This window comes from Flammeovirgaceae bacterium SG7u.111 (assembly GCA_034044135.1).
Classification (GTDB): Bacteria; Bacteroidota; Bacteroidia; order Cytophagales; family Flammeovirgaceae.
The window spans coordinates 4385928-4409546 of record CP139021.1 but is presented as its reverse complement, the minus strand read 5'-3'; the positions used below and the strand labels follow the sequence as shown (position 1 = coordinate 4409546).

Annotated in this window: 21 protein-coding genes; 13 read left to right on the top strand and 8 right to left on the bottom strand. The window is 40.0% G+C overall.

The genetic code is table 11. The features are described 5' to 3' along the window. Positions 1-86: 86 nt before the first annotated feature. The 9 genes from ilvB (at position 87) to R9C00_17240 (ending at position 11047) form a co-directional block, all read left to right on the top strand. Positions 87-1826: a biosynthetic-type acetolactate synthase large subunit gene (ilvB, locus tag R9C00_17280; GenBank protein WPO33455.1), complete on the top strand. Its 1740-nt coding sequence runs from the start codon at positions 87-89 to the stop codon at positions 1824-1826. A gap of 173 nt (positions 1827-1999) precedes the next feature. Further along, on the top strand, positions 2000-2545 hold the full coding sequence (ilvN, locus tag R9C00_17275) for an acetolactate synthase small subunit (GenBank protein WPO33454.1): 546 nt from the start codon (positions 2000-2002) through the stop codon (positions 2543-2545). Between the two features lie 62 nt (positions 2546-2607). Next, positions 2608-3654, top strand: a complete 1047-nt coding sequence (gene ilvC, locus R9C00_17270) for a ketol-acid reductoisomerase (GenBank protein ID WPO33453.1) — start codon at positions 2608-2610, stop codon at positions 3652-3654. A gap of 342 nt (positions 3655-3996) precedes the next feature. Beyond that, positions 3997-4980, top strand: coding sequence for a TerB family tellurite resistance protein (locus tag R9C00_17265; protein WPO33452.1), 984 nt, complete (start codon positions 3997-3999; stop codon positions 4978-4980). 253 nt (positions 4981-5233) lie between these two features. Next, positions 5234-5980, top strand: a complete 747-nt coding sequence (locus R9C00_17260; protein ID WPO33451.1) for an isoprenyl transferase — start codon at positions 5234-5236, stop codon at positions 5978-5980. A 21-nt stretch (positions 5981-6001) separates the two neighbouring features. Further along, positions 6002-8566: an outer membrane protein assembly factor BamA gene (gene bamA, locus R9C00_17255; protein WPO33450.1), complete on the top strand. Its 2565-nt coding sequence runs from the start codon at positions 6002-6004 to the stop codon at positions 8564-8566. 279 nt (positions 8567-8845) lie between these two features. Then, the gene (locus R9C00_17250) at positions 8846-9367 is read left to right on the top strand and encodes an OmpH family outer membrane protein (protein ID WPO33449.1); all 522 of its coding nucleotides are present in this window, start codon (positions 8846-8848) and stop codon (positions 9365-9367) included. 7 nt (positions 9368-9374) lie between these two features. Continuing rightward, a complete protein-coding gene (locus tag R9C00_17245; protein ID WPO33448.1) occupies positions 9375-10421 on the top strand; it encodes an OmpH family outer membrane protein in 1047 nt (348 codons plus the stop codon). Between the two features lie 113 nt (positions 10422-10534). After that, entirely contained in the window at positions 10535-11047 is a 513-nt protein-coding gene (locus R9C00_17240; protein WPO33447.1) for an OmpH family outer membrane protein, read from the top strand. A gap of 151 nt (positions 11048-11198) precedes the next feature. Here the strand turns inward: R9C00_17240 and R9C00_17235 are convergent, their stop codons facing one another. After that, positions 11199-11459, bottom strand: a complete 261-nt coding sequence (locus tag R9C00_17235; GenBank protein ID WPO33446.1) for a hypothetical protein — start codon at positions 11457-11459, stop codon at positions 11199-11201. A gap of 323 nt (positions 11460-11782) precedes the next feature. After that, the gene (locus R9C00_17230) at positions 11783-12751 is read right to left on the bottom strand and encodes a glucosaminidase domain-containing protein (GenBank protein ID WPO33445.1); all 969 of its coding nucleotides are present in this window, start codon (positions 12749-12751) and stop codon (positions 11783-11785) included. Positions 12752-13193: 442 nt separating this feature from the next. Here R9C00_17230 and R9C00_17225 point away from each other — a divergent pair, with 442 nt between their 5' ends. Beyond that, a complete protein-coding gene (locus tag R9C00_17225; GenBank protein ID WPO33444.1) occupies positions 13194-15140 on the top strand; it encodes a right-handed parallel beta-helix repeat-containing protein in 1947 nt (648 codons plus the stop codon). 122 nt (positions 15141-15262) lie between these two features. Continuing rightward, complete coding sequence (locus R9C00_17220) at positions 15263-15610, top strand: 4Fe-4S dicluster domain-containing protein (GenBank protein WPO33443.1); 348 nt, start codon at positions 15263-15265, stop codon at positions 15608-15610. 147 nt (positions 15611-15757) lie between these two features. Here R9C00_17220 and R9C00_17215 read toward each other — a convergent pair whose 3' ends face one another. Together R9C00_17215 and R9C00_17210 are read right to left on the bottom strand one after the other, a co-directional pair. Next, positions 15758-16540 carry a creatininase family protein gene (locus R9C00_17215; GenBank protein WPO33442.1) on the bottom strand — a complete coding sequence of 261 codons (783 nt, stop codon included), beginning with the start codon at positions 16538-16540 and terminating at the stop codon, positions 15758-15760. A 105-nt stretch (positions 16541-16645) separates the two neighbouring features. Next, entirely contained in the window at positions 16646-17446 is an 801-nt protein-coding gene (locus R9C00_17210) for a 2OG-Fe(II) oxygenase family protein (protein ID WPO33441.1), read from the bottom strand. Between the two features lie 8 nt (positions 17447-17454). Here R9C00_17210 and pnuC point away from each other — a divergent pair, with 8 nt between their 5' ends. Continuing rightward, entirely contained in the window at positions 17455-18024 is a 570-nt protein-coding gene (gene pnuC, locus R9C00_17205; GenBank protein WPO33440.1) for a nicotinamide riboside transporter PnuC, read from the top strand. Between the two features lie 153 nt (positions 18025-18177). Here the strand turns inward: pnuC and R9C00_17200 are convergent, their stop codons facing one another. Both R9C00_17200 and R9C00_17195 read right to left on the bottom strand, forming a co-directional pair. Next, on the bottom strand, positions 18178-18630 hold the full coding sequence (locus R9C00_17200; GenBank protein ID WPO33439.1) for a hypothetical protein: 453 nt from the start codon (positions 18628-18630) through the stop codon (positions 18178-18180). Between the two features lie 63 nt (positions 18631-18693). Next, complete coding sequence (locus tag R9C00_17195) at positions 18694-19260, bottom strand: Crp/Fnr family transcriptional regulator (protein ID WPO33438.1); 567 nt, start codon at positions 19258-19260, stop codon at positions 18694-18696. 214 nt (positions 19261-19474) lie between these two features. Between R9C00_17195 and R9C00_17190 the strand changes: the two genes are divergently transcribed. Further along, entirely contained in the window at positions 19475-20566 is a 1092-nt protein-coding gene (locus R9C00_17190) for a porin (protein WPO33437.1), read from the top strand. A gap of 54 nt (positions 20567-20620) precedes the next feature. Here the strand turns inward: R9C00_17190 and R9C00_17185 are convergent, their stop codons facing one another. Then, positions 20621-21838, bottom strand: a complete 1218-nt coding sequence (locus R9C00_17185) for a pyridoxal-dependent decarboxylase (protein ID WPO33436.1) — start codon at positions 21836-21838, stop codon at positions 20621-20623. A 259-nt stretch (positions 21839-22097) separates the two neighbouring features. Next, a complete protein-coding gene (gene pdxH, locus R9C00_17180) occupies positions 22098-22739 on the bottom strand; it encodes a pyridoxamine 5'-phosphate oxidase (protein WPO33435.1) in 642 nt (213 codons plus the stop codon). Between the last annotated feature and the right edge of the window lie 880 nt (positions 22740-23619).

Sequence of the window (23619 nt, the reverse complement as noted above, 5' to 3'; positions counted from 1 at the left end):
AATACTAGCCTTGCGACCGGGCAAAACCCGGGTTGTCCGGTACTTTGGCTAGGACTTTTATATCTAAGTTTTCAAAACGTAAGAAAATGGCAACATTGGTAAATGACATTAAGCTGGCTCAGAAGCCATCCATCCAAAAAGAAGGTATAACGGGGTCTGAAGCAGTACTCCTTTCCCTACTTGAGGAAGGTGTGGATACTATTTTTGGGTATCCTGGCGGAGCAATTATGCCTATTTATGATGCGATGTATGATTATCAGGACAAGATGAATCATATTTTGGTAAGACACGAGCAAGGTGCGGCGCATGCTGCCCAAGGGTATGCACGAGTCACCAACAAAGTCGGTGTTTGCATGGCAACTTCAGGGCCGGGGGCAACTAACCTGATCACGGGAATTGCAGATGCAATGATTGATTCAACTGCAATGGTGTGTATCACAGGGCAAGTGGACAAAAAACTGTTGGGTACGGATGCTTTTCAGGAAACCGATGTGGTCGGTATTTCTATGCCCGTCACCAAGTGGAACTACCAAGTCACTTCTGCCGATGAGATTCCTGAAGTATTGGCAAAAGCATTTTATATTGCTAGAACAGGTAGGCCAGGGCCAGTGTTGATCGATATTACCAAAAATGCGCAGTACGAAAAATTTGATTTCGTATATAAAAAGTGTGAGAAAGTAAGTAGTTATCACCCTAAGCCTAAAGTAAATCAGAGAAGGTTAGAGGAGGCGGCTGAGATTATTAACCATGCGCAGCGCCCATATTTGTTGATTGGGCATGGGATTTTGCTTTCGCAAGCACAAGCGGAGCTTACTGCTTTTGTAGAAAAAACAGGGATTCCGTTTGCCAGCACCCTTTTAGGGCTTTCGGCTATGCCTAATAATCACCCTAATTATGTTGGGTATTTGGGAATGCATGGAAACTACGGACCAAATATCAAGACTAACGAATGTGATGTGTTGATCGCCGTTGGCATGAGGTTCGATGACAGGGTTACGGGTGATTTGAAACGCTATGCAAAGCAGGCTAAGGTAATTCATGTGGAAATTGATCCTGCGGAAATAGATAAAAACGTAAAAACTGAAGTAGCTATCCTTGGTGATGCTAAAGAAGCACTAGCTGGTTTGACTCCTTTGGTAAAAGAAAAATCATACCCTGAATGGATGGACGAGTTCAATGCTTGCAAATCCGTGGAAGAGAGAAAAGTCATAATGGGAGATTTCGCTGCTAATACTACGAAACTCAAAATGGCTGAGGTAGTCAATACTCTTTCTAAGAAAACGGAAGGGAAAGCGATTACGGTTTCTGATGTTGGACAGCACCAAATGATAGTTTCAAGGTACTATGAATACATGGAAACTGATAGCAATGTAACCTCTGGTGGTTTGGGTACAATGGGTTTTGCCCTTCCGGCTGCTATGGGTGCAAAGCTTGGCAAGCCTGATCGGGAAGTTGTTGTGATTGTGGGTGATGGAGGTTTTCAAATGACCTTGCAAGAAATGGCAACCATTGCTCAGTACAATATTCCAGTAAAGGTATTGCTATTGAACAACAGCTTCTTGGGGATGGTGCGGCAGTGGCAGCATATGTTCTTCGACGATCGCTATTCATTCACTGAGATGGTCAATCCTGATTTCATCAAACTAGCTGATGGCTTTGGGGTAGAAGCCAACAAGGTGACCAAAAGAGAAGAACTTTCGGATGCTATGGATAAAATGCTTGCAGCCAAAGGACCTTACTTCATGGAAGTAGTGGTGGAAAAAGAAACGGATGTATTTCCAATGATTCCAACAGGCGAATCTGTTTCTAATATTCGCTTGGAATAAATATTTGGGCTGGGGCAGTGCAAGTTTTTAGTAATCAGTTATTTGAAATTGTTTTGCCCCAAGCTTTTAGCCCACTTTTATAGAACTTGTTTTATATTTGAAACCCGAAAAGGAAAATAACCATGACCAAATTGCCTCCACAAAATAGCAATTCCGGTTTAAATGATAAATCAATGGATGAGCAAAAAGAAAACAACTATACCTTATCTGTTTTTGCAGAAGATAAAATAGGACTGGTCAATAAACTCACGATCGTCTTTACAAGAAGAAAGATCAATATTGTGAGTTTGACTACCTCTGAGTCTGAAAACAAAGGTGTTTTCCGCTTTACAATTGTGCTCAAGACCACCCGGGATATGATGGAAAAAGTGACCAAGCAAGTTGAAAAGCTAATTGGCGTGTTGAAAGCTTTTTTCTATGAGGATGACCAAGTGATTTATCAAGAATTGGCATTGTACAAAATTCCTACCGAAGCCTTATTTGGAGGGACTACCATCGAGCACATTATCCGTGAGCATTATGCTAGGATAATTACAGTCGAAAAAGAGTTTGTAATCATCGAGAAAACTGGCCACGAACGTGAGACGACTGAGTTATTTGAAAAGCTTCAGCCTTATGGTGTAATTGGCTTTGTTCGCTCTGGTAGAGTGGCTTTGCCCAAGCCTATGAAGAAGGTAATGTCGTACATCGAAGATATCGAAAACAATACCCATTACTAGTGAGTGGGGTTATTAATTTAATGCATATTTTTTCTAAACCTTAGTAATTAATCAGATCAAACATGGCAAAAATCAATTTTGGCGGAGTAGAAGAGGAAGTAGTAACCCGTGAAGAATTTCCGTTGGAAAAAGCGCAAGAAGTGCTAAAAGATGAGACTGTTGCAGTAATTGGCTATGGCGTTCAAGGCCCAGGTCAGTCATTAAACTTGAAAGACAATGGTATCAACGTGATTGTCGGACAGCGTAAGCCTTCAAAATCATGGGATAAAGCGGTAGAAGACGGGTTTGTTCCTGGCGAAACGCTATTTGAAATTGAAGAAGCATTGGAAAAAGGAACTGTCATTTGCTACCTACTTTCAGATGCTGCTCAAATTCAGCTTTGGCCAACTGTTAAAAAACACCTTACAGCAGGTAAAACCTTATATTTCTCACATGGATTTGGTGTGACTTATAGCGAGAAAACTGGCATCGTTCCTCCAGCAGATGTGGATGTAATGTTGGTAGCTCCAAAGGGATCAGGTACTTCATTGAGAAGGCTTTTTGTAGAAGGAAAAGGCTTGAACTCTAGCTTCGCCGTTCACCAAGATGCTACTGGAAAAGCAAGAGAAAAGGCAATTTCACTTGGAATTGGCGTAGGTTCAGGTTACTTGTTCGAAACTACTTTCTACAAAGAAGTTTCTTCTGATCTTACAGGCGAAAGAGGTACGCTGATGGGTGCTATCCAAGGTATCTTCCGTGCTCAGTACGAAGTGCTTAGAGAAAATGGCCACTCTCCATCAGAGGCTTTCAACGAAACTGTAGAAGAGGCAACTCAATCGCTTTATCCGCTTATAGCTGAAAAAGGAATGGACTGGATGTACGCTAACTGTTCTACTACAGCTCAGCGTGGTGCACTAGACTGGATGGGTCCTTTCTACGAAGCTACTAAGCCAGTTTTTGAGAAACTTTACAAGTCAGTTACTGATGGTGTTGAGGCTCAAAAATCAATCGATTCTAACTCTCAGTCAGACTACAGGGTGAAACTTGAAGCTGAGCTTAAGGAAATTGAAGAGTCAGAAATGTGGAGAGCTGGAAAAGCTGTTCGTGGTTTAAGACCAGAGAATAGCTAGAAATAGCTTATTTTATAAACTTTAGGAACTGCTGGTTTCAAGTAAGACTTGTTGCCAGCAGTTTTTTGTTTTTAAAAAAGTTAGGCTAATAGCGGAATAATTGTATTTAAATTAGAATTTATAGGATATAATTGCGTTTTTCCAAAAAACGGATTTGTTTTTTTTAGTAAAGAAATACGTAAATTGGATGGGCTTTCAGCGTATCCTTATTAATATTGGAATAATTGAGATACATGCTTTATTAATAAAATAGGTTCGGATTTATGCCTAGTATTTGCTATGAAGTTCGTTCCTTGTATTTTGGGACTAATATTTAATTAGGTATTACTTATATTGCTTTTTATGGATAACGTAATCAAAGGTTCTACAGCTGCCAAAACGATTTATGGGATAGAAGATGTCCCTTCGGATACTTGGCTGAACTATGCTTATGCTTTGCTGGTGATTGCCGGTTCGGACCATGAGGTTTCGAGTGCAGAAATGAAATGGTTAATGAGTGATTTTATTGCCATTATCAATGCTCCTGAAGACTTTATAAAAGAGGTGAAGGCATTTGATTTTAAAAAAGCTAGCCTAGAATCGATACTACCCAACATAAAATTTAATGTTGATATCAATTATAAAAGAGTGCTTTTATACGATGCAATAAAAATGGCCTATGCAGATGACGTATATGCCGAAAGTGAGAAAAAAGCGGTAATCAGCGCCGCTAAACTATTGAATGTCCCTGTGTTTTTAGCCAATACCCTAGAAGGGCTGGTAAGGACAGAAAAGTCTATTGAAACTACAAGAAAATCCATTTTTGAGGTAGAAACATTAGACTGGGAAGAGCTGAGGTCGAAGCCTGGCGTGGAAATGAGGAAAACGACTCCGTTGGTAAAACAAACTTTTGGAATTGAAGAAACAACCGATGCAATTGACCTCAATTATGGTTATGCTCTGATGATTATTGCCGGGGCGGATGGTGTAGTTTCCGAAGCTGAGAAGAACTGGTATAAAAATGAGTTTGCTAGAATGTATAAAACACCTGACCATATTATTGAGAAGGTACTAGCGGTTGATTTCAAGGAGTTGCGCTTAGAAAAAGTAATTTCTGATCTTTCGTCTGATATATCAATTAATCATGCGAAAACGCTTTTGTATAGCTCGATTAAAATGGCTCGTGCAGATCAAGATTATGCTGAAGAAGAGAAAGAGGCGGTAAGAAAAGCCGCAGAGCATTTACATATTCCTTCGAACATAGCCAATACGATGAACTATTTGATAGACGCAGAAAATAAAATAGAGAAAATGAGGAAAACCTTATTTGAACTAAGGAATTCATAAAAAGAAATAGTTATATATTTGAGAAGACAGGCACATAGGTGTCTGTCTTTTTTTTGTCCAGACGTAGAAATAAGTGAGTGGAGGGCTAGAGTTTTTTGAGATGATTAAAAAGGTGAGGCAACCAACCCAACCATCTTGTCATTTCAAATATATGATAAGCAAGTCAGCCTGATAATACAAATAGCTTTGTGAATAGGCCTTAGTTGCGTACCTTTGCATCCTGTATAATTGGGGCTATCAATTTTGGATTTGAATGACCGAGCTTAGCGATAAAAAAAATATACCTAGCCACATTGCCGTGATCATGGACGGTAATGGGCGATGGGCAAAGAAAAAGGGGAATGTGAGGATTTTTGGTCACCAGAACGCTGTGAAAGCGGTGCGTGAAACCACAGAAAACTCTGCGAGGTTGGGGGTGAAATTCTTGACACTGTATGCGTTTTCTACCGAAAACTGGAACAGACCTCAAAGTGAAGTGAATGCGCTCATGAAACTATTGGTTTCGACCATAAGGGCAGAAACGCCGACACTTTCCAAAAATAAAATAAGGCTTAATGCCATTGGCGATATTGAAGCTTTGCCAAAAAGTTGCCAAAGAGAACTTGCCGAGGCCATCGAAATTACTAAGGGAAATGACGGGATGGTACTGACACTAGCTTTAAGTTATAGCGGTCGCTGGGATATTGTACAGGCGATGAATAAGCTAGTGGAGGATGCAAAAAACGGTAAGTTAGATAAACAAGAACTAACAGAAGCTGACCTAAGGAACTACATGAGCACGGCTCAATTGCCAGATCCCGAACTGATGATCAGGACAAGCGGAGAGATGAGGATTAGCAATTTTCTCTTGTGGGAGCTTGCTTATGCAGAACTATTTTTCACCGATGTTTTGTGGCCAGACTTTAGAAAAGAACATCTTTATGAAGCGATAGAGGTTTTCCAAAAAAGAGAAAGGCGATTTGGAAAGATCAGTGAACAGCTTCAATCAGATAATAAGTAAAAGAAATTTCAACCATTTAGAATGGAAGCATTGAACAACTATAATAAGAATAATACCACCAACTCAAGCAAAATTAAGTGGCTTACTGATACTATCAAATCTGCTATAGCTGTTGCTTTTTTACTTATCATGCCCCATTTGGGCTTTTCCCAAACTTCACCTATCAACATAGACTATGGCACGCCTATCGAATATGAAATAGGCGGTATAAACGTAGTAGGGGCTAAGTTCTTAGATAGAAATTCATTGATTTCAATTACAGGGCTTACCGTAGGGGAAAAGATTAAAATTCCTGGAGATGAAATCTCCAATGCCGTAAAGAAACTTTGGAAACAAGGTATTTTAGGAGACATCAGAATTTCTGTTACAGAAATTCAAGGAACCAAAGCATTTCTTCAGATAGAACTAAAAGAGCGAGCAAGGTTATCGAACTTTTATTTTGAGGGGATTTCTAAATCTCAACAATCTACATTGAAAGATGAAGTGAAACTGATAAGAGGTAGAATTGTGACGGATGTGATGGTTAAAAACACCGTAAACTCATTAAAGTCACATTATGCTGAAAAGGGTTTTAGAAATGCAGATGTCAAGATTATTCAAGAAAAAGACACTGTATTTAGTAATAGCGTGAAGCTGAAAATCAAAATTGACAGAGGACCTAAGGTCAAGATTAATGATATCAGTTTTGTAGGGGTAACCCAGATTGAGGAGAAAAAGCTTCTCAAAAAAATGAAGAAGACGAGGGAAAAAGCTCCTTTCAGAATCTTCAACCCTTCTAAGTTTACCGAAATAGAGTATAAAAACGACAAGCAGGCATTGGTTAATTACTATCGTGAGAACGGATTTAGAAATGCTACTATAGTTGAAGACTCTGTTTGGGCACACGATGACCGCACGGTAAACATTCGCCTTAAGATTGATGAAGGCAATAAGTTTTACCATAGAAACATAGAATGGACGGGAAACTACCTTTATGACGATACATACATGTCGAGGGTATTGGGTATTCAAAAAGGAGATGTATATAATCCTACCGAGCTTTCTGAAAGGTTGAACTTTAACCCGAACGGGACGGATGTTACGTCTTTGTACATGGATGATGGGTACCTTTTCTTTACTGTAGAACCTGTAGAAGTGTTAGTAGAAGGTGATTCTATTGATATAGAAATGAGAGTGTTTGAAGGAGAGCAGGCTACTATCAATAAAGTAATAGTAAATGGTAATACCCAAACGAATGACCACGTAATTTATCGAGAACTTAGGACTGTGCCAGGTGAGAAGTTTAGCCGTCGTGATTTGATCAGAACTCAGCGTGAACTTGCTACTTTAGGCTATTTTGATCCGGAAACTATTGGGATTAACCCTATACCAAATTATGCTGATGGTACTGTAGACATAGTATATGATGTGACAGAAAGACCAAACGACCAAATTGAGCTTTCTGGTGGTTGGGGTGGATATTTCGGCTTTGTAGGTACTTTAGGGCTTGTGTTCAATAACTTCTCTGCAAGAAGGCTTACTAATTTTAAGTATTGGAAACCCTTGCCAAAAGGTGATGGACAACGACTGAACTTAAGGTTGCAAGCAAATGGTAGGCAATTCCAAACGTATTCAATCTCTTTCACCGAGCCATGGTTAGGGGGAAGAAAACCAAACTCATTCTCTATCAACTTGAACCGATCTGTTCAGAGATTGCTCGATTACAACAGAACTGAATACGGTAGCCTGAAGATTAACGGTATTACTGTGGGACTTGGAAGAAGGCTTACTTGGCCAGATGACTGGTTTACCATGCAAAACTCTTTGAGCTTTTTGGTTTATGAATTGGATAACTATAATAGACCTGAGTTTGGAACTTATAATACAGGAAACTCTTATAATTTTACCTTTAATACAACTATAGCCAGAAATAGTATTGACAATCCGACTTTTCCGCGTAGTGGTTCAAATATTTCTCTTAGCTTGAGTTTAACTCCCCCTTATTCTAGTTTTTCTGGAAACAGCTTCTCTGAAATAGATGACCAGTCTCGATTCAAATGGGTAGAATACCACAAATGGATGTTTGATAATTCATGGTTCATTAGCCTAATAGGTAAATTGGTATTGAATACAAGGGTGAATATGGGCTTTTTAGGTCAATATGGAAACCAAGCAGACAAAGGGCTTGGTCCGTTTGAAAGGTTTATTCTTGGTGGAGATGGTTTGTCTCAAAACAGCTTCTTACTCGGAACGGACATAGTAGGGCTTAGAGGATATGAAAACAACTCCATTTTACCTGTAGAATCTGATGGAACTGGTGGTGTTGTTTATAACAAATACGTGATGGAGCTTCGTTACCCTGTTTCGCTCAACCCTTCTGCTACCATATTTGTACTTGCTTTTGCAGAAGGCGGAAATAACTGGGGAGATTTTTACGAATTCAATCCATTCAAAATGTACCGTTCGGTAGGTGTAGGAGCAAGGGTATTTATGCCAGCATTTGGTTTGCTTGGTGTTGACTGGGGCTATGGTTTTGATGACATTCCAAACCGTCCGGGAGGGAATGGAGGTCAGTTCCACTTTACACTTGGCCAGCAGTTTAGGTAAATTTTATAGTACAAAGGAGGGATGATTACATCCCTCCTTTGTTTTTTTTATATTTGTCATTCTTTTCCAATCCATTGTCCTATCACTAATCAATACTATCCAAATAATCTCTAAACCAATAATTCAGATGTTTAGCAGTTGGATGTTATTCGAATTTACAAAAATCATCAACTTTGTTTTTGTTGCTCCAAAAGGCTTTTATAATTTAGTGCGCCTATTTGTCCATGGGTATATTTCAATATGCTCTGAGGTCATAATGATTGAAAAAAAGCTTACGGTATGAAATTTAGCAGTCTATTGGTCCTACTATTCTTTTTTGTGACTTCCCAAACGGTAGCGCAAAAGGTAGGGCATATTCATTCGGAAGAAGTGCTGAGCAAAATGCCTGAGTACATAGAAGCATTGGAAGAGATTGATTTGCTTACAAAAAACTGGGAATCAGAAATCCTTCAGAAGCAAAAAGAGCTTGAAAAAATGAAGCACGATTACCTTTCAGATAAGCCAATGCTCACGCTGACTATGGAAGAAGAAATGCTTGGACAGATAGAAGTATTAGAAAACGAGCTGAGGGAATACCAAAATAAAAGGTTTGGCTATGAGGGGATGCTTTATCTCAAAAGAGAGCAGCTTATAGAACCGGTAAAGGCGAAGATGAGCGAAGCAGTAGAGCGTGTAAGCAAGAAGAATAAAGTAGATTTCATGTTCGACCTTTCTGCTGATATGGTGCTTCCCTATGCTAGTAAGGGTAGAAATTATACCACTAAGGTGCTAGAACAGTTGGGGGTAGTTGTTAGTGAATGAATTAAAGATGATGCCTAAGAATATAAAGATATTGGTATTGGCTATGATGTTTCCAGCTTTGGGGTTCTCTCAGAAGTTTGGCTACATGGATTCAAGGGCGATAGTTTCTCAGCTACCAGAGTACCAACAAGCTGAAACCGAATTGCAAAACTTAGCTTCGGGATGGAAAAAAGAACTTGAAGATAAGCAAGCAGAAATAACGGTCTTGAGAGAAGAATTTCAAGCGAAAGAAGTATTAGATACAAGGGAAAAAAGAGAAGAGCTTTTACTTAAAATAAGGGAGAAAGAACTAGAGTTTAAGCAATTAAATCAAAAATACTTTGGATATCAAGGGCTGCTTTTTCTAAAAAGGCAAGAATTGGTTATACCTTTGCAAGAGAAGGTACTCAAGGCGGTAGAAACAGTGGGGAGAAAGAATAGGCTTGAATATGTTTTTGACAAGGCAAGTAGTGTAGTCATTATTTATGCTAACCCTATTCATAATTATACTGAACTGATTCTAACAACTCTTTTGCCTAAAGAGGAGGAAGAAGAAGACTACGACCCAAGGGAACAAGAGGAGTTTAAACCTGAACCAGCTGATAGATCTGGGTATATTAATACCGAGACTATTATAGCTAAAATGCCAGGATTCTTAGACGTGAACGCAGAAATGGAAGGGCTGGAAAAGTTATGGATAGCTCAAATAGCTGAAAAGCAAAGCTCCTTAGATAGCATGAAGCTAGCGTATGAGGAGGAAAAAGTTCTTTTGACAAAGGAACTGAGAGATGAACAAGAGAAGTTGATACTTGAAAAGGTAAATGAACTATGTGAGTTTAAAAATGAGCGCTTTGGACCTGAAGGTCTTATTTATTCGAGAAGACAGGAGTTGATGAAGCCTCTCCAAGAGAAAATATTTGAGGCTACGGAAAAGGTAGCCAATGAAAAGGCAGTTGATTTTATTTTTGATAAAGTGGGTGATGTGACCATGATCTATGCTAACCCTGTACATGATTATACAGATTATGTATTGGAACAACTAGAATTGGGCGACCCTGCTGATGTAGTGAAATAACCAACTGGTATGATTTAAGTAGAATATCAGAACTATATTTTTTAATTCCGATGGCTACAAGGAAACTGGTAGTTGTTTTATAAGTGTATTATATAATTGTAAATTTTAATTAGATGAAAAAAAGTTTTTTAGTATTAAGCTTTCTGATGCTATCAGCTGCAGCAAGTGTGTTTGCCCAAGAAGGGTTGAAAATAGCTTATGTAAATTCAGATAGTGTAGTACGTTCTTTACCTGAGTTTAAGACAAAGTCTAAGGAGCTTGAGTCTTACGGAAAACAACTTCAAGCCCAGTTACAGTCTAAAAGCAAAGAGTATGAAACAAAGCTTGCTGAATTAAAAGCAAATTACAATACTTGGATTCCTGATGTGATTGAAGACAAAACCTTAGAGTTACAGCAGTTAGAAGCAAGTATTCAGCAGTTTACTCAGAAATCTCAGCAGAATCTCCAAAAGAAGGAGCAAGATGCAATGGGTCCAATTTATGAGAAAGTACAGGAAGGAATTGAAGCTGTAGCCAAAGAGAAAGATCTTGATTTTGTGGTTCAGCAGCAGTTGTTCATTTTCGCTAAGCCTCAGTTCGATATCACAACTGACGTGATCACCAAAGTAGGGGGTGTACCTGAATAGGTATAAAATACTTTTAAAAAAGTAAAAGACCCTTTCTCAGTTAACTGAGAAAGGGTCTTTTTTTATGAATGAGTTGAATTTTGATTCAGAGTCAGATTAAAGAAGAACCTCAAATGAGGGAAACCTAGTAGTAGATTGGAGAAGTTTGTTGTTATTTCTTGTTCTGGAATACATCGTTGATATCAATCATATCGAGGTAAACCTTCAGACATTTGGTAGTTGTAAAAGGAAGAATATTGCTTATGTCATCGGTGTTCCTATTGAACCATACTTCTGCATAGAAGCGCCCGATAGCATAAAGTGAGACTTTGGTTTTTGCATACGTACGAGTGCAAAGCAAAGTACCATGTTCCGACAAGTATTTAAGTTTGTTTTCTGTCGAGAGATTACTGAATTTTTGGAATGTCAACATAAGTAAGTTTATTAAATGCTTTTTTTACCTTCTAGTACTTTACAAATATAGATGTAAGATTCATCTAAATATATTTATTTTTTTTAATTAATGTTAATGTTATGGCAAAATATTACAAGTATGGTAAATATGGGTATGTTAGTAAAATAACGTCACCAGAGGTTTATAAGTTGTGTGAATGAGGTGTTAAAATCCAATAAAGTTCAAATTTCTTTAAAATATTACATGTAGATATACATGTGGGGCAAATGTCAGTAAAAAAGAAAACTGCCTCTGCAGGCAGTTTTCAAAAGTAACCAAAATATACTCAGGAAGGCGGTTCTCTATATTCCAGCTAATGGCTTAGTCTTTCTTAAGTATAACTTGTCGCCTGGTATCAGCTCAGATCCATACCACATATTATTTTTCTTTAGTAAAGCTTCCATCTGGATACCGTATTTTTGAGAGATAGAATAGAATGAGTCGCCTGGTTTCACCGTATGGTAATCATTTCCTTTAGCAGCCTTCGACTTTTTGGCCTCAAGGAAAATCACTTGTCCAGGCTTTAGCTTGTCCCCTTTGCCCAGTTCGTTGTAGTTTTCTATTTTCGAAACTTTTATATCGAGTGAAAGTGCTAAGCTGTTTTTTGTTTCCCCGGCCATTACTTTGATGCACTTCTTTTTGTTGATAGAGAATACGTCTTGGGCTCTGGAGGCAAATACGCCTCCGCCTACAGCAGCTGTTCCTGCGGCTCCAGCAGATGTAGAGGCTATCAGTGGCCTGTTGTTGGCAACAGGGTAATCGCTAGGGTTGGCAGTATCATATTCATAGAGCCTATACCTTTCTATAATGTCGATTAGTTTTTTTGCGTACGTGGGGCTAGTTGCATACCCCGCTTTTTTCAATCCTTTTGCCCACCCTTTATAATCGGTAAGCTGGAGGGTAAAAAGCGAACTGTATCTATCCCTGCTGCTCAAGAAAAGTGCATGGTCGTTGTACGAGTCTAGTACAGAGCTATATTTTCTGAAGCATTCGTTCCTTCTGTCATCGTCAATCTTGATGGTAGGGCCAGTCCAGTCATGGCATTTAATCCCGAAATGGTTGTTCCCTTTTTGTGCTAACTTGCTATTGCCATTTCCCGATTCCAATATACCTTGGGCAAGTATAATACTTGCAGGGATATGGTTTTGGTGCATGCTCTGAACAGCGGCATTTTTATACCTATCTATGTACTGGTCAGGGGTGATCGATTGTGAAAAGCTAAGCTTGGCAAGCAATGAAATTAAAAGTAGAAATAAGAATCCTTTCTTCATTTGGTTTAATTTGGTTTTTTAATAAAACTATTCTTATGCCCTTTATGGGCAAGTAAAGTTATTAGTTAATAAGTCATGATAATTTGCGGCAAATTTCCTGCCCAACTAATCCAGTTTCCCTAGGCTTTCTTATATAACGTTATTGAGCTTTAATTGTATTGTTTTGATAAAAGACAGGAGCATTTTGGGAATGGTTGGTTAGCCTAAAATTTTTCTTTTATTTAGGGTTTTATATCATAGAAGTTGTTTAAAGTAAGGGGTTTCGTAACCGAAAGGATTTACTTTAGATAACTTCATAATGTAAATACTTTTATTTTTTTATCAGACATTCGTTCACCTTTCTATAATTTAAATTTACCCAAAATCGTTTTTTATAAAAAAAACAAAGGCGGCAGTTTTTAGAACAAGCCGATTAATCCAAATAATCTAACCTATTCATCCTATGAGAACCAAATTCTATTTGGGAATATTTCTATTGTTATCTTCCTGTCTTTTTTTTAATTCTTGTACACAACAATCCCCTTTCGATTCTGGTAAAATTTATGTTTCCCCAAAGGGTAGCGATGACAATATGGGCTCCAAAGATTCGCCTTTTGCTACACCATTTGGAGCGAAACAATACATTGCTTTCCAGAAACTAAGCCATGAACTTCCCGAAGGGGGTATCGAAGTCATTTTTAGAGAGGGCACGTACTTTTTAGGGCAACCTCTCCAGTTTACTTCTACCGATGGTGGGCATGAGCAAGCGCCTATCACCTACAAAGCCTTTGAAGGTGAAAAAGTAGTGTTTAGTGGTGGTCAAGAAATCGGAGGTTGGGAAAATGTAGAGCCTGGGCTTTGGAAGGTCGAATTGCCAGAGGTAAAAGATGGCATGTGGCATTTCAGGCAGCTTTTTGCCGATGGAAAAAGGCTTACAAGGGCAAGAATCCCCAATGAAGGCTATTTCACGACCGAAGGGGCACTCAAGAAATACCAACTGGAAATTAAGCCTTGGGATTTTGAAGGTAGGACAACCCTTTTTAACAATGAGATAGAAGCTTTTTGCGGTTTCGAATACCAAGAGGGAAATATGCCTTACATAGCCGAGGAAGATTACCTCAATGCCGAAGTGCTTACTCACCATAGCTGGGAGTCTTCTTGGCAGACTGTCTGCAAAATAGATGAAGGCAATAATGAAATATATTTCAATACGCCGTCTTGGTGTCCTGTTGGGTTCTTTGGCGAGGAAGGCAAACATGTCCGTTTCAGAATAGAAAATGTAAAATCAGCATTGGACGAACCAGGGGAATGGTATTTGGACTTACTCAATGGTGAGCTCTTTTACCTTGCCAAAGAAGGTGAAAATGTACCAGAAATAAGCTTTATAGCCCCAGTTCTTGAAAACCTGATTACAGTAGAAGCATTTAGTTCTAGCGATAAGCCCATTGAACATATCCGTTTCGAAAACATCCAATTTAGCCATACGGCTTATCCTATGGGTATTTATGTGAACTCAGGGCATTATATGATGGAAGGGAAGTTGGAAAACGGCCCTTTCACACTTACTATGTGGCCTGATCATGCAATAGATCAAGGTGTCGATTTGCCTAGGTATGCGAATCCAGGTTATATGGAGCCTCAAGCTGCGCTCAATTCGGGGCAAGCAGTGTTGATTAGCGATGCGGAAAATGTGGTGTTTTTAGAATGTCAGTTCAACCAACTTGGTGGCTATGCTATTAATATAGGTAGGAGAAGTAAGCAAATAACCATTGATGCTTGTGAAATATCGGATCTTGGTAGCGGTGGAATTAGGTTAGGCATGTGGGTGAAAGACGTGAAAAGAGCTAACCTGAAATCAGATATTATTCCCCGCCAAAATATTATCAGCAATACTAAAATCCATGACATTGGGAAAGTCCATGCAGGAGCAGTAGGGATTTGGCTGGCGCAATCTATGGAAAACCAAGTAGTAAATAATGAGTTATATAATATGCCTTACTCAGGGATCAGCCTTGGCTGGACATGGAATGAGGCAGAAACATTTACCCATCAAAACTATATTGCCTACAACCACATCCACCACGTAATGCAGACGCTGACAGATGGGGGTGGAATTTATACTTTGGGAAAAATGAATGGGAGTATTTTGAAAGAGAACTATATTCATGATATCAAAAGAGCAAAAGGAGCTGTTGGCTCATTCAGCAATGGTATGTTTTTCGACCAATCTAGCCAGTTGCTAACCGTAGAAGGTAATGTCATAGAACAGGTAGAAAATGATAAAGTTCGCTTTAATCAGACAAGTGCCGACAAAATGATTTGGGAAAAAAATTATTTAGATGATTCGTCAGGAGAGAAAGACGAGGTACAAAAAGTAGTTCAAAAAGCTGGGGTTCAAAAAGATGCCTAAGTATGTAGTGATTGTTTCTTAATAGAATCTTAAAAGTTTGACTATTTTTTTGGAATATTGTTGAGTACAAACATAATAGACTGTAATTTTGTTAAATCACTTTATAAACATAAAAATTAGTTATGGCAATTATCATTACAGACGAATGCATCAACTGCGGTGCATGTGAGCCAGAATGCCCCAACACTGCCATCTACGAAGGAGGAGTCGAGTGGACATGGGGTGGTGGTACCAGTCTGACCACCGTTGATTTAGAAGATGGTGTGTCCGTATCGGGCGAAGAAGCTCAAGAACCTATCTCTGATGAGTTTTATTATATAGTCTCGGAAAAATGTACCGAGTGTACAGGATTCCACGAAGAGCCGCAATGTGCTGCTGTTTGTCCAGTTGATTGTTGCGTGGAAGATCCAGATTATGTGGAGACTAAAGAAGAATTGGAAGCCAAGAAAGAATGGCTTCATGCAGAGTAAGAATTTGAAACCCCGCCATCAGCGGGGTTTCTTTTTTATGACCACAAATTGTAAACTTGGCAAGTACTTGAATCGTGGTAGTTTAAAACCATCCACAATAATGTAAACTCAAAGTGCCCAAGTTTTTCTTAGTACATGGGCTAGGCGCTACTCATACAAATCATCCACATCTGCTGTAGAAAGCTCCACTATTAACTCAGCTATTTTATCCGTCACATCCCCCACATACTTTCTCGCCTTTTCAGGAGTCGCTTTTCCCGGATTTCCCACCCCCGTATCTTCCGTTACCTTCGTCCATTGCCTTTGTGCAGAAGCCCAGCCTTCCTTAAATGCCTTTATCCTAAATGTCTTTGCTTTTCCTTCGCCCGCTTCTTCCAGCGGAAGGGTCAGATGCGGGGCCATCAATTGCATGCAGCTCGTCTCCATTTCCCCTGCATGGTCGCCAGGCTCTTCAAAATACTTGTTCCAATCTACCGCTTTGAACCAATCTATTGCACAGACAAATATTTCTGGATAATAGAAGGAAAGCTCACGGATTTGTTGTTTGAAATGATTCCCACCATGCCCGTTCATAATGATGAGCTTATCGATCCCATGGCGGTTCAGGACATCCACCAAGTCTTTCAGCACAGCTAGTTGCGTGCTCATGTTCATATTTAGGCAGAGCTTCACATCGAGCTGGCCCGTGTTCAAGCCAAAAGGGACTGTTGGTAGCACAATCGGCTTTGCTCCCTGATCCCACGCTTTTTTTGCCGCCTCGGCAGCTACATAATCGCACTGGATAGTATCGGTAGCATAGGGGAGATGATAATTGTGCGCCTCGGTAGCTCCCCAAGGCAAAATAGCCACGGTGTAGTCGGTGTCCTTCACCGTTTTCCAATTCGTTTCTGCTAAAATATAAGGTCTAGGTCCATCGCAAGCTGCTGACATAAGTTTTAGGTTTTGGTGAAATATTTTTTCTGAACACCCCAAAATAAGCCTTTTGAATAAGAAAACCTGTAACTAGAAACAAGCAACCAGCAGATACACACATCCTCAATCAAACTGCCCCAAATACTTCTCAAAATAAACCTCACTTGTACAAGCTCCTTCACCCTCACAAAGGCCGAAAGACTGCTCAGGCTTGGGCAAAGAGAAAAAGGCAAAGGAAACTCGGTCAGAGCTTCGGCTTTGGGGCAGGGAAACCCTGTGGTTGAGCGATTTGAGTTTCCCCTGCGTCCAATACTCCAACATGAAATCCGGGAAGATTAGCACCGTGTCGCAGGGCGGGACTTGTATCCATTCACCCTCGGCATTTTCAAACTCAAAGCCTGCTGCCAAGCCAAAAGGGAATACCGTGAAAAGTGAAATGTCATTATGGGCAGAAAGGCGGGTGTTTTCCACTGCGTAGCTTTCAAAACCTTTGATAGGAGGGTAGTAGTTGCACGAAACCATGTGCCCCAATTTTTCCTTGTACAACTCCGCCAACCCTTTCAATTCGAGTTGTTGTATTATTTCCCTCTCCACTTCGCTTACTAAGCCCAAGCATTCATCCCATTCCTGCTCAAAAAATGCGGCAAATTCCTTGGGGAATTTATCGGGCTGGTGAAAATCTGAGACCACGAAGGTGTGCACCAAGTCGTTGTAGGCTTGGTTGCTGCTGTCTTCCTGCCCCAAAAAGGAGTAGCCATCAAAAGCATAACCGTATTTTTTCTGTAAAAAGTCAAGCTTGTAGCGTTCTTCTTGGATCAAAAAATCTCGAAATCCTTTTTCGAGCAAATGCCCTTTTAAAATCGGGATGTCCGTAACATAAAAACCATTTTGAAGAAGTAGTTTTGCCGCTTTGCAATCAATCATAGGTAACAATGGATCGTAGTTTGGTAATTGAAATTATTTCGGTAGTGTTCGGATTAGCCTATTTGGTGCTAATGATGCGGGAAAATATTTGGTGTTGGATATTCGGAATCCTTTCCTCCATTCTCGGCATCTACCTTTTTGTGGAGGCAAAGTTATACTCTGAAGCCATACTTTACTTCTATTATGTGCTAATTGGTGTGTACGGGTGGGTAAAATGGTCGAAAAAGAAGAACGGGAATACCTTAGGAGTAACCACTTGGGGAGCAAAAGCGCATGCATTGATTCTTGTCGTTGGGTTTGCCCTGTCCTTTTTGCTGGGCTATACCTTCAATAGGTTTTCCGATGCCGAAAAGCCTTTTATTGACTCAACTACTAGTATTTTCAGCTTCATAGCCAGTTACCTCGAAGCCCACAAAATCCTAAGCTCATGGATATTTTGGATAGTCATCAACGGAATATCTATCTGGCTCTATTTTGTAAGAGGGTTGGAAGTCTATGCAGGGCTGATGGTCTTGTATTTCATCCTCTCCTTTGCGGGCTACTTCCAGTGGAAGAGGAGCTATGAGGCTTCGGTGTAGTAGGGGGAATGGATATCCTCTTTGTGAAATTTAATTTAACGGTTTGAATATGGGCAGTAGGGCGGGATTTAGAAACATTACTCGCTGCTCTTCGGAATTTGCAAAATCCAAATAGCGGGGTGATAGTATTTGTTAGCCACTGGCTTTACTTTATTAAATTCGGATTGCACTAATATAAGCCCAAATAATAAACAGGAATTGTAATGGGATTCTAAACCATAGATAGATAAGACCATTTCCGTCAAATGTTCCTTTTTGGTAATTTATATTATTTACAGAAGCATATATATTGGCTGGTAACATTAGCAGGAGAAAAACAATAAGTGCCCACCCAGCTACTGTTTGGAACTTAGGAATTAGTAAGCCTAATGCTAATAGTATTTCAAATATTCCACTTAAGTAAACTACACTTTCTTTAAATGGAATAAACCCAGGTATCATCATCGACATTCCTTTTGTAAATACAAAATGTCCAATAGCTGTAAAAAGAAGCATTATTGACATTGCAATTCTTGCTGCAAAGGCAACGTCATACTCTTTTTTGATGACCTTAATTACGAAAATAGAGATTGCAAAACTTAGTAAAAGTACAATTAGTGGTTTCATGTTTTCCTATTATATTGAAATGCAAATTTCAGAAAACATCTAGGTGAAAACAATGAACCCAAGTTAAGTAATACGTCTTCTTATTCTGCTCAATGCTTGCGGAGTAACGCCAACGTAGGAGGCAATATATTTTAGTGGAATTTGCTGGATTAATTTTGGACGGTCAGAGAATAAGTCCAAATATCGTTCTTCTGCAGTTTTGCTTAATAGCGAAAGTTCTCTTTTTGATTTTATTAAGAACATGTTTTCAGCCATTTTACGTCCAATAATATTTCCGCTGTTTGTTCTTTCATAAACCTCTTGCAAGTCTTCGTGGGAAATTTTCCACAGAATGGTTTCAGTCAAAGTTTCAATTTGGTACTCAGAAGGAGCTTGTGTTAAAAATGAATCATATCCAGTGACGAATTCATTTTCGAATAAAAAACCAAAAGTTAAATCGGATTCTTCTCTTGGAACATAAAGCCTGATTATTCCTTTTGTTATAAATGATAGGTGGTTTTCAATCTCTCCAACATTCAATAGAATAGAATGTTTTTTGAGTTTTACTTCTTGTAATTTTGAGGAAAAAAACTCCCAATCAGAATCGTTAATTGGGGTTATATTTTCAATAAATCTTCTGATTTCATTCATTTGTAGTGGCTATTTTTCAAGTACCTCTTACTTCGAATTATCTAGAAGAGAAGACCTCATAAACGTACAAAAAACGCTGAGATGAACCAAGTTTTGACCTGCCCAAAAACATTTTCCCCTTCCCAAAGCTCATCGCTTTCTCTCTCCAGTTTTTTTAGCCTTCACATCCTTAGCATATTTGTATAAATTAGCATACCAACCAAAACAACAACAGATGAAAAAGACCTTAACCTTAATACTGCTATTTGTTACCTTTCTTTTTACTGGAAAAACCTTGGCACAAGATAGCGACACTGAAAAAGCACAGATACATTTCTCTGGATTTGTGGATGTCTATTATGCTTACGATTTCAATAAACCAGCTGATGGGCAAAGGCAAGACTTCTTTTTCAATCATAACCGCCACAATGAGTTTACCGTAAACCTTGGGCTGCTCAAAATAGGAGTGGAGCACGAAAAATACAGGGCAAACTTGGCTTTGCAGGCGGGCACTTTTGTAAACGATAATTTTGCGGCAGAACCCGGTTCGCTTAAAAACATCTTTGAAGCCAATGTGGGGCTTTCCCTCAACAAGCAAAATAACTTGTGGTTAGATGCAGGGATCTTCCCCTCCCATTTAGGTTTTGAGAGCGCCATTTCTACCGACAACCTTACGCTTACCCGCTCACTGGTGGCGGAGAGTTCGCCTTATTATTTGGCAGGGGCAAAAATGACCTACAACCCTACGGAGCAGTGGGAGCTTTTACTTGTGCTGTGTAATGGCTGGCAACGGATGCAACGAGTGCCCGGCAATTCGATGATGAGTTATGGAACACAAGTCAGCTATAAGCCGTCTGAAAATACAACGCTGAACTGGAGCACATTTTACGGAACGGAAGATCCTGACTCGCTCAGGAGAAATCGCTTTTTCAATAATGTATATGGTATTTTCCAACTAACCGATAACGTAGAGTTGATTGCTGGCGTTGATTTCGGTTTCCAACAAAAAGCGAAAGGGAGCAGCGAAAACGATACGTGGGTAGCGCCCGTGCTCATTGCCCAATACCGCTTTGATGAAAAGTGGGCAGCAGCTTTCCGAGCCGAATATTTCAAAGACGAAAGCCAAGTGATAATAGCTCCAGAAACGGAAAATGGCTTTAACACCATGGGCTATTCCCTCAATCTCGATTACCGACCATTGCCCAAAGTGGCGTGTAGAATAGAAAGCCGCTGGCTCAATAGCAAGGATGCAATTTTCACAGAGGGCAGCAACCAAGTGGATTCCAACTTATTCGTGGTAGCTTCCATAGCCGTGAAAATTGAATAGAAGTGAAAATCGTCGTGGACTATTCGTTCTTCCACGACGATTTTCTTTGAAGTTTTACAACTTCTCCAACAGCGGCAGCAATTTCTCGATGAACACATGGTCCATTACCACTATTTTTTGCCAAGCAGGGTTTTCGTGGTTATCGGGAACTAGGCCAAATTCTGTAGCGGCTTCTGGGCTTACATATTCGTTGGGGATGGTGACGATGTTCGAATATTTCTCTCGGTAATATTCAATTCCTTTTTTGTCTAGCAGCTCGCAAAGCCAATCGGTTCTTTTTTGGAGGATAAAGATTTTTTCCGTCCAGCCATAGGGCCCGTAGGTCATCAATATCATCCAGATGGCGACCGCATTTGCCCCCGATCTGCTTCCCGAAATGGTGGAGTCTTGTCCTTTGATGTAGCTCGCATCCTGTGTGTTGGCATAGCGTATCATTCCTTTTCTGATAAGGAAAATACCTGTTCCGTAAGGAGCTTGCACCATTTTGTGAGCATCGAGCGTAACGGAAGAAATATGTGGGTTTTGGAAATTCAAATCACTTTCCGAATTGGCAAATGGGTAATAAAAGCCACCGTATGCGCCATCGATGTGCAACTTGAAAGGCACATCTAGTTCAGTAAGTACATCGGTATAGGCTTTTGATTCGTCTACCGAGCCAAACATGGTGGTCATCATGTTAGAGACTACAATGAAGTATTTCTTTCCTTCCGCCTGAGCTTTTTCTATGGCCGCTTTTACTTTTTCCCGACTGATTTCCCTCGTCTTTTCATCTACCTTCACTTCTGCCTTGGCAATGTTCAAGATATTCGCCGACTTACTCATGGAATAATGACTATCCGAAGAACAAAGGATGCAAATTTGGTTGATATCTGCCTTCAGCTCCTGTATAAAGTAGTTGCGGTAAATCCAGATCGCCTGCATGTTGGCTTCTGTTCCACCCGCCGACACGTAGCCATCGGTTTGCCCTGGTTCGGCTTTCAAAATACTGGAAGCACAAATCTCGATCACCTCTCTTTCCAGTTCCTGTGTCCCTTTAAAATACCGCTCGGAGTTGCCTAGTGTATGGCAACCGATATGGTTAGGGTTATAGACCAAAGAAGAAATAAACGGGGCATCTTTTAGAAAGGGAGTGTCTTGGTTAAATACCTTATCGTCGAGGTAAGAGGCAGGGATGCCTAAGACGTTTTCCTCCAAATAATTTACATTCTCTTTGAGCGCAGCAAATACACGTTCTTTGATCTGCTGATGCCCCAATTTTTTCCAAGTAGTCATGTGTTGTTGTTTATTGTTGGTTTGATTTCCTTGGCTTTAACCAAGGACGATTAAGGTTTTGGTAGTAATCTCAATACCTAGCACAAGGCGTAGAATAGAAATTGTCTCTGGCGCGAGCGTCCGCTCGTGTCCTTTTTAAGTACCATTGAACTATCTCGCTTGTGCCCTATTACATTTTTCAAGCGTCCGCTTGAATTTCCCCCCAAGTTAGTGAGCTAGTTCATCTAACGTCTAACCTCCAGCCTCTACCAAAAAAGAATCAAGGCGCCAAGCGGCTCATTACCCAATCCCCATTTTCCTCGGGAAGAGAATATACGATTCGGTCGTGGAGGCGGCTAGGCCTGCCTTGCCAAAATTCTATCTTATCGGGCTTTACAAAATAGCCTCCCCAGTGTTCAGGTCGGGGAACATCCCTGCCCATGTACTTTGTGCCTATCAGCACCGCATCTTTCAAGATAGAAGATTTGCTTTTGATCTCTTGGCTTTGCGGAGAAGCATGCGCACCTATGCGGCTATCCCGTGGGCGGCTGGCAAAATACGTGTCCGACATCTCGGCGGGTACTTTCTTTACCTGCCCTTCCACCCGCACTTGCCGCTCCAGCTCTGGCCAGAAGAAGGTGAGGGATACAAAAGGATTGTTGGCCATGTCCGAGCCCTTTTTGCTGTTGTAGTTGGTGTAAAATACAAACATATCGTGCTCAATCCCCTTCAACAGGACGATACGGGAAGATGGTCTGCCATTTTCCCCCACCGTGCAGAGGTTCATGGCCGTAGGCTCGTGGATGTTAGAACTAACTGCTTCATCGAACCATTGCTTGAATTGAACAAGAGGGTTTTTATCTACCTCCTTGCGGCTAAGCTTCGACTGGCTATATTCTTTTCTTATATCTGCTATATTCATTCTAGTGTTCTTTTTTGGCAAATTTACGAAGGAGTTTGTTTATCTCTTCCTTTCCTAGTAAAAATCCATTTTTTAGGAAAAGATTTTGGGAGAAAAGCATGTCGTCTCGTGCTTGACATAGGATCTCCAGCCTATTGTACAAAAGGGGTGGCATTGCTGGGGAAGTAGGGTAGTCGATTTGCAGAAAATTGGATGTAAGCTCTTTCCACTTTTTACTGAATTTATAGAAATGCTGTTCAAAAAAACTAAAAATATATCCGCAAGGGTAAATAAGCCTTCATACGGCTCATAAAAGAAGAAAAAAGACATAAATAAGAGGTGAAAAGGAAAAAATAAGGAGCATATCGTCTTTCGTAAGTCTAATAACGGCTTTGATTTTTCATATTTCTTGAAAAATAAGACGTTCATCGGCACAAATATTTCATATATCGTCTTTGATTTTTCATATTTCAGAAGAAATAAGTCTTTCATCGGCACTAAAAAGACCTTGTTTTGCACCAAAAAGTAGTCGTCCAGCAGTAATATGTAGTTGTTTTGAGTTTGTAAGTTTTGGATCTGTTTGAAAAATATCTAAAACCAACCCCAAATCAGTACTATTCCAAATTCTCGTTCCGGGCGAAGACCCAGTCCATTCCATCTACACATCAATAAGCTCAAGTACTTTGGGGCACTGCAGCAAAAGGGGGGAGATCCTGAGACTAGCTGTCGGGCATCACGTTTAGGACGACGGCTAGTGGTTTCCATCTCGTAAGAAATGTCGGTTTTTTATGGATATGTCGTATAATTATTCGGGTTGTCGGAATTGTATAAGCATTTTGTTTAATTGTTTTTTTGAATTGTCGGAATCTTTCTAAAAAAGGGGTAGCGGGTAGGCTATCTT

Coding starts and splice junctions, on each gene's coding strand:
- ilvB (WPO33455.1), top strand. CDS start 87: ATGGCAACATTGGTAAATGACATTAAGCTGGCTCAGAAGCCATCCATC.
- ilvN (WPO33454.1), top strand. CDS start 2,000: ATGGATGAGCAAAAAGAAAACAACTATACCTTATCTGTTTTTGCAGAA.
- ilvC (WPO33453.1), top strand. CDS start 2,608: ATGGCAAAAATCAATTTTGGCGGAGTAGAAGAGGAAGTAGTAACCCGT.
- R9C00_17265 (WPO33452.1), top strand. CDS start 3,997: ATGGATAACGTAATCAAAGGTTCTACAGCTGCCAAAACGATTTATGGG.
- R9C00_17260 (WPO33451.1), top strand. CDS start 5,234: ATGACCGAGCTTAGCGATAAAAAAAATATACCTAGCCACATTGCCGTG.
- bamA (WPO33450.1), top strand. CDS start 6,002: ATGGAAGCATTGAACAACTATAATAAGAATAATACCACCAACTCAAGC.
- R9C00_17250 (WPO33449.1), top strand. CDS start 8,846: ATGAAATTTAGCAGTCTATTGGTCCTACTATTCTTTTTTGTGACTTCC.
- R9C00_17245 (WPO33448.1), top strand. CDS start 9,375: ATGATGCCTAAGAATATAAAGATATTGGTATTGGCTATGATGTTTCCA.
- R9C00_17240 (WPO33447.1), top strand. CDS start 10,535: ATGAAAAAAAGTTTTTTAGTATTAAGCTTTCTGATGCTATCAGCTGCA.
- R9C00_17235 (WPO33446.1), bottom strand. CDS start 11,459: ATGTTGACATTCCAAAAATTCAGTAATCTCTCGACAGAAAACAAACTT.
- R9C00_17230 (WPO33445.1), bottom strand. CDS start 12,751: ATGAAGAAAGGATTCTTATTTCTACTTTTAATTTCATTGCTTGCCAAG.
- R9C00_17225 (WPO33444.1), top strand. CDS start 13,194: ATGAGAACCAAATTCTATTTGGGAATATTTCTATTGTTATCTTCCTGT.
- R9C00_17220 (WPO33443.1), top strand. CDS start 15,263: ATGGCAATTATCATTACAGACGAATGCATCAACTGCGGTGCATGTGAG.
- R9C00_17215 (WPO33442.1), bottom strand. CDS start 16,540: ATGTCAGCAGCTTGCGATGGACCTAGACCTTATATTTTAGCAGAAACG.
- R9C00_17210 (WPO33441.1), bottom strand. CDS start 17,446: ATGATTGATTGCAAAGCGGCAAAACTACTTCTTCAAAATGGTTTTTAT.
- pnuC (WPO33440.1), top strand. CDS start 17,455: ATGGATCGTAGTTTGGTAATTGAAATTATTTCGGTAGTGTTCGGATTA.
- R9C00_17200 (WPO33439.1), bottom strand. CDS start 18,630: ATGAAACCACTAATTGTACTTTTACTAAGTTTTGCAATCTCTATTTTC.
- R9C00_17195 (WPO33438.1), bottom strand. CDS start 19,260: ATGAATGAAATCAGAAGATTTATTGAAAATATAACCCCAATTAACGAT.
- R9C00_17190 (WPO33437.1), top strand. CDS start 19,475: ATGAAAAAGACCTTAACCTTAATACTGCTATTTGTTACCTTTCTTTTT.
- R9C00_17185 (WPO33436.1), bottom strand. CDS start 21,838: ATGACTACTTGGAAAAAATTGGGGCATCAGCAGATCAAAGAACGTGTA.
- pdxH (WPO33435.1), bottom strand. CDS start 22,739: ATGAATATAGCAGATATAAGAAAAGAATATAGCCAGTCGAAGCTTAGC.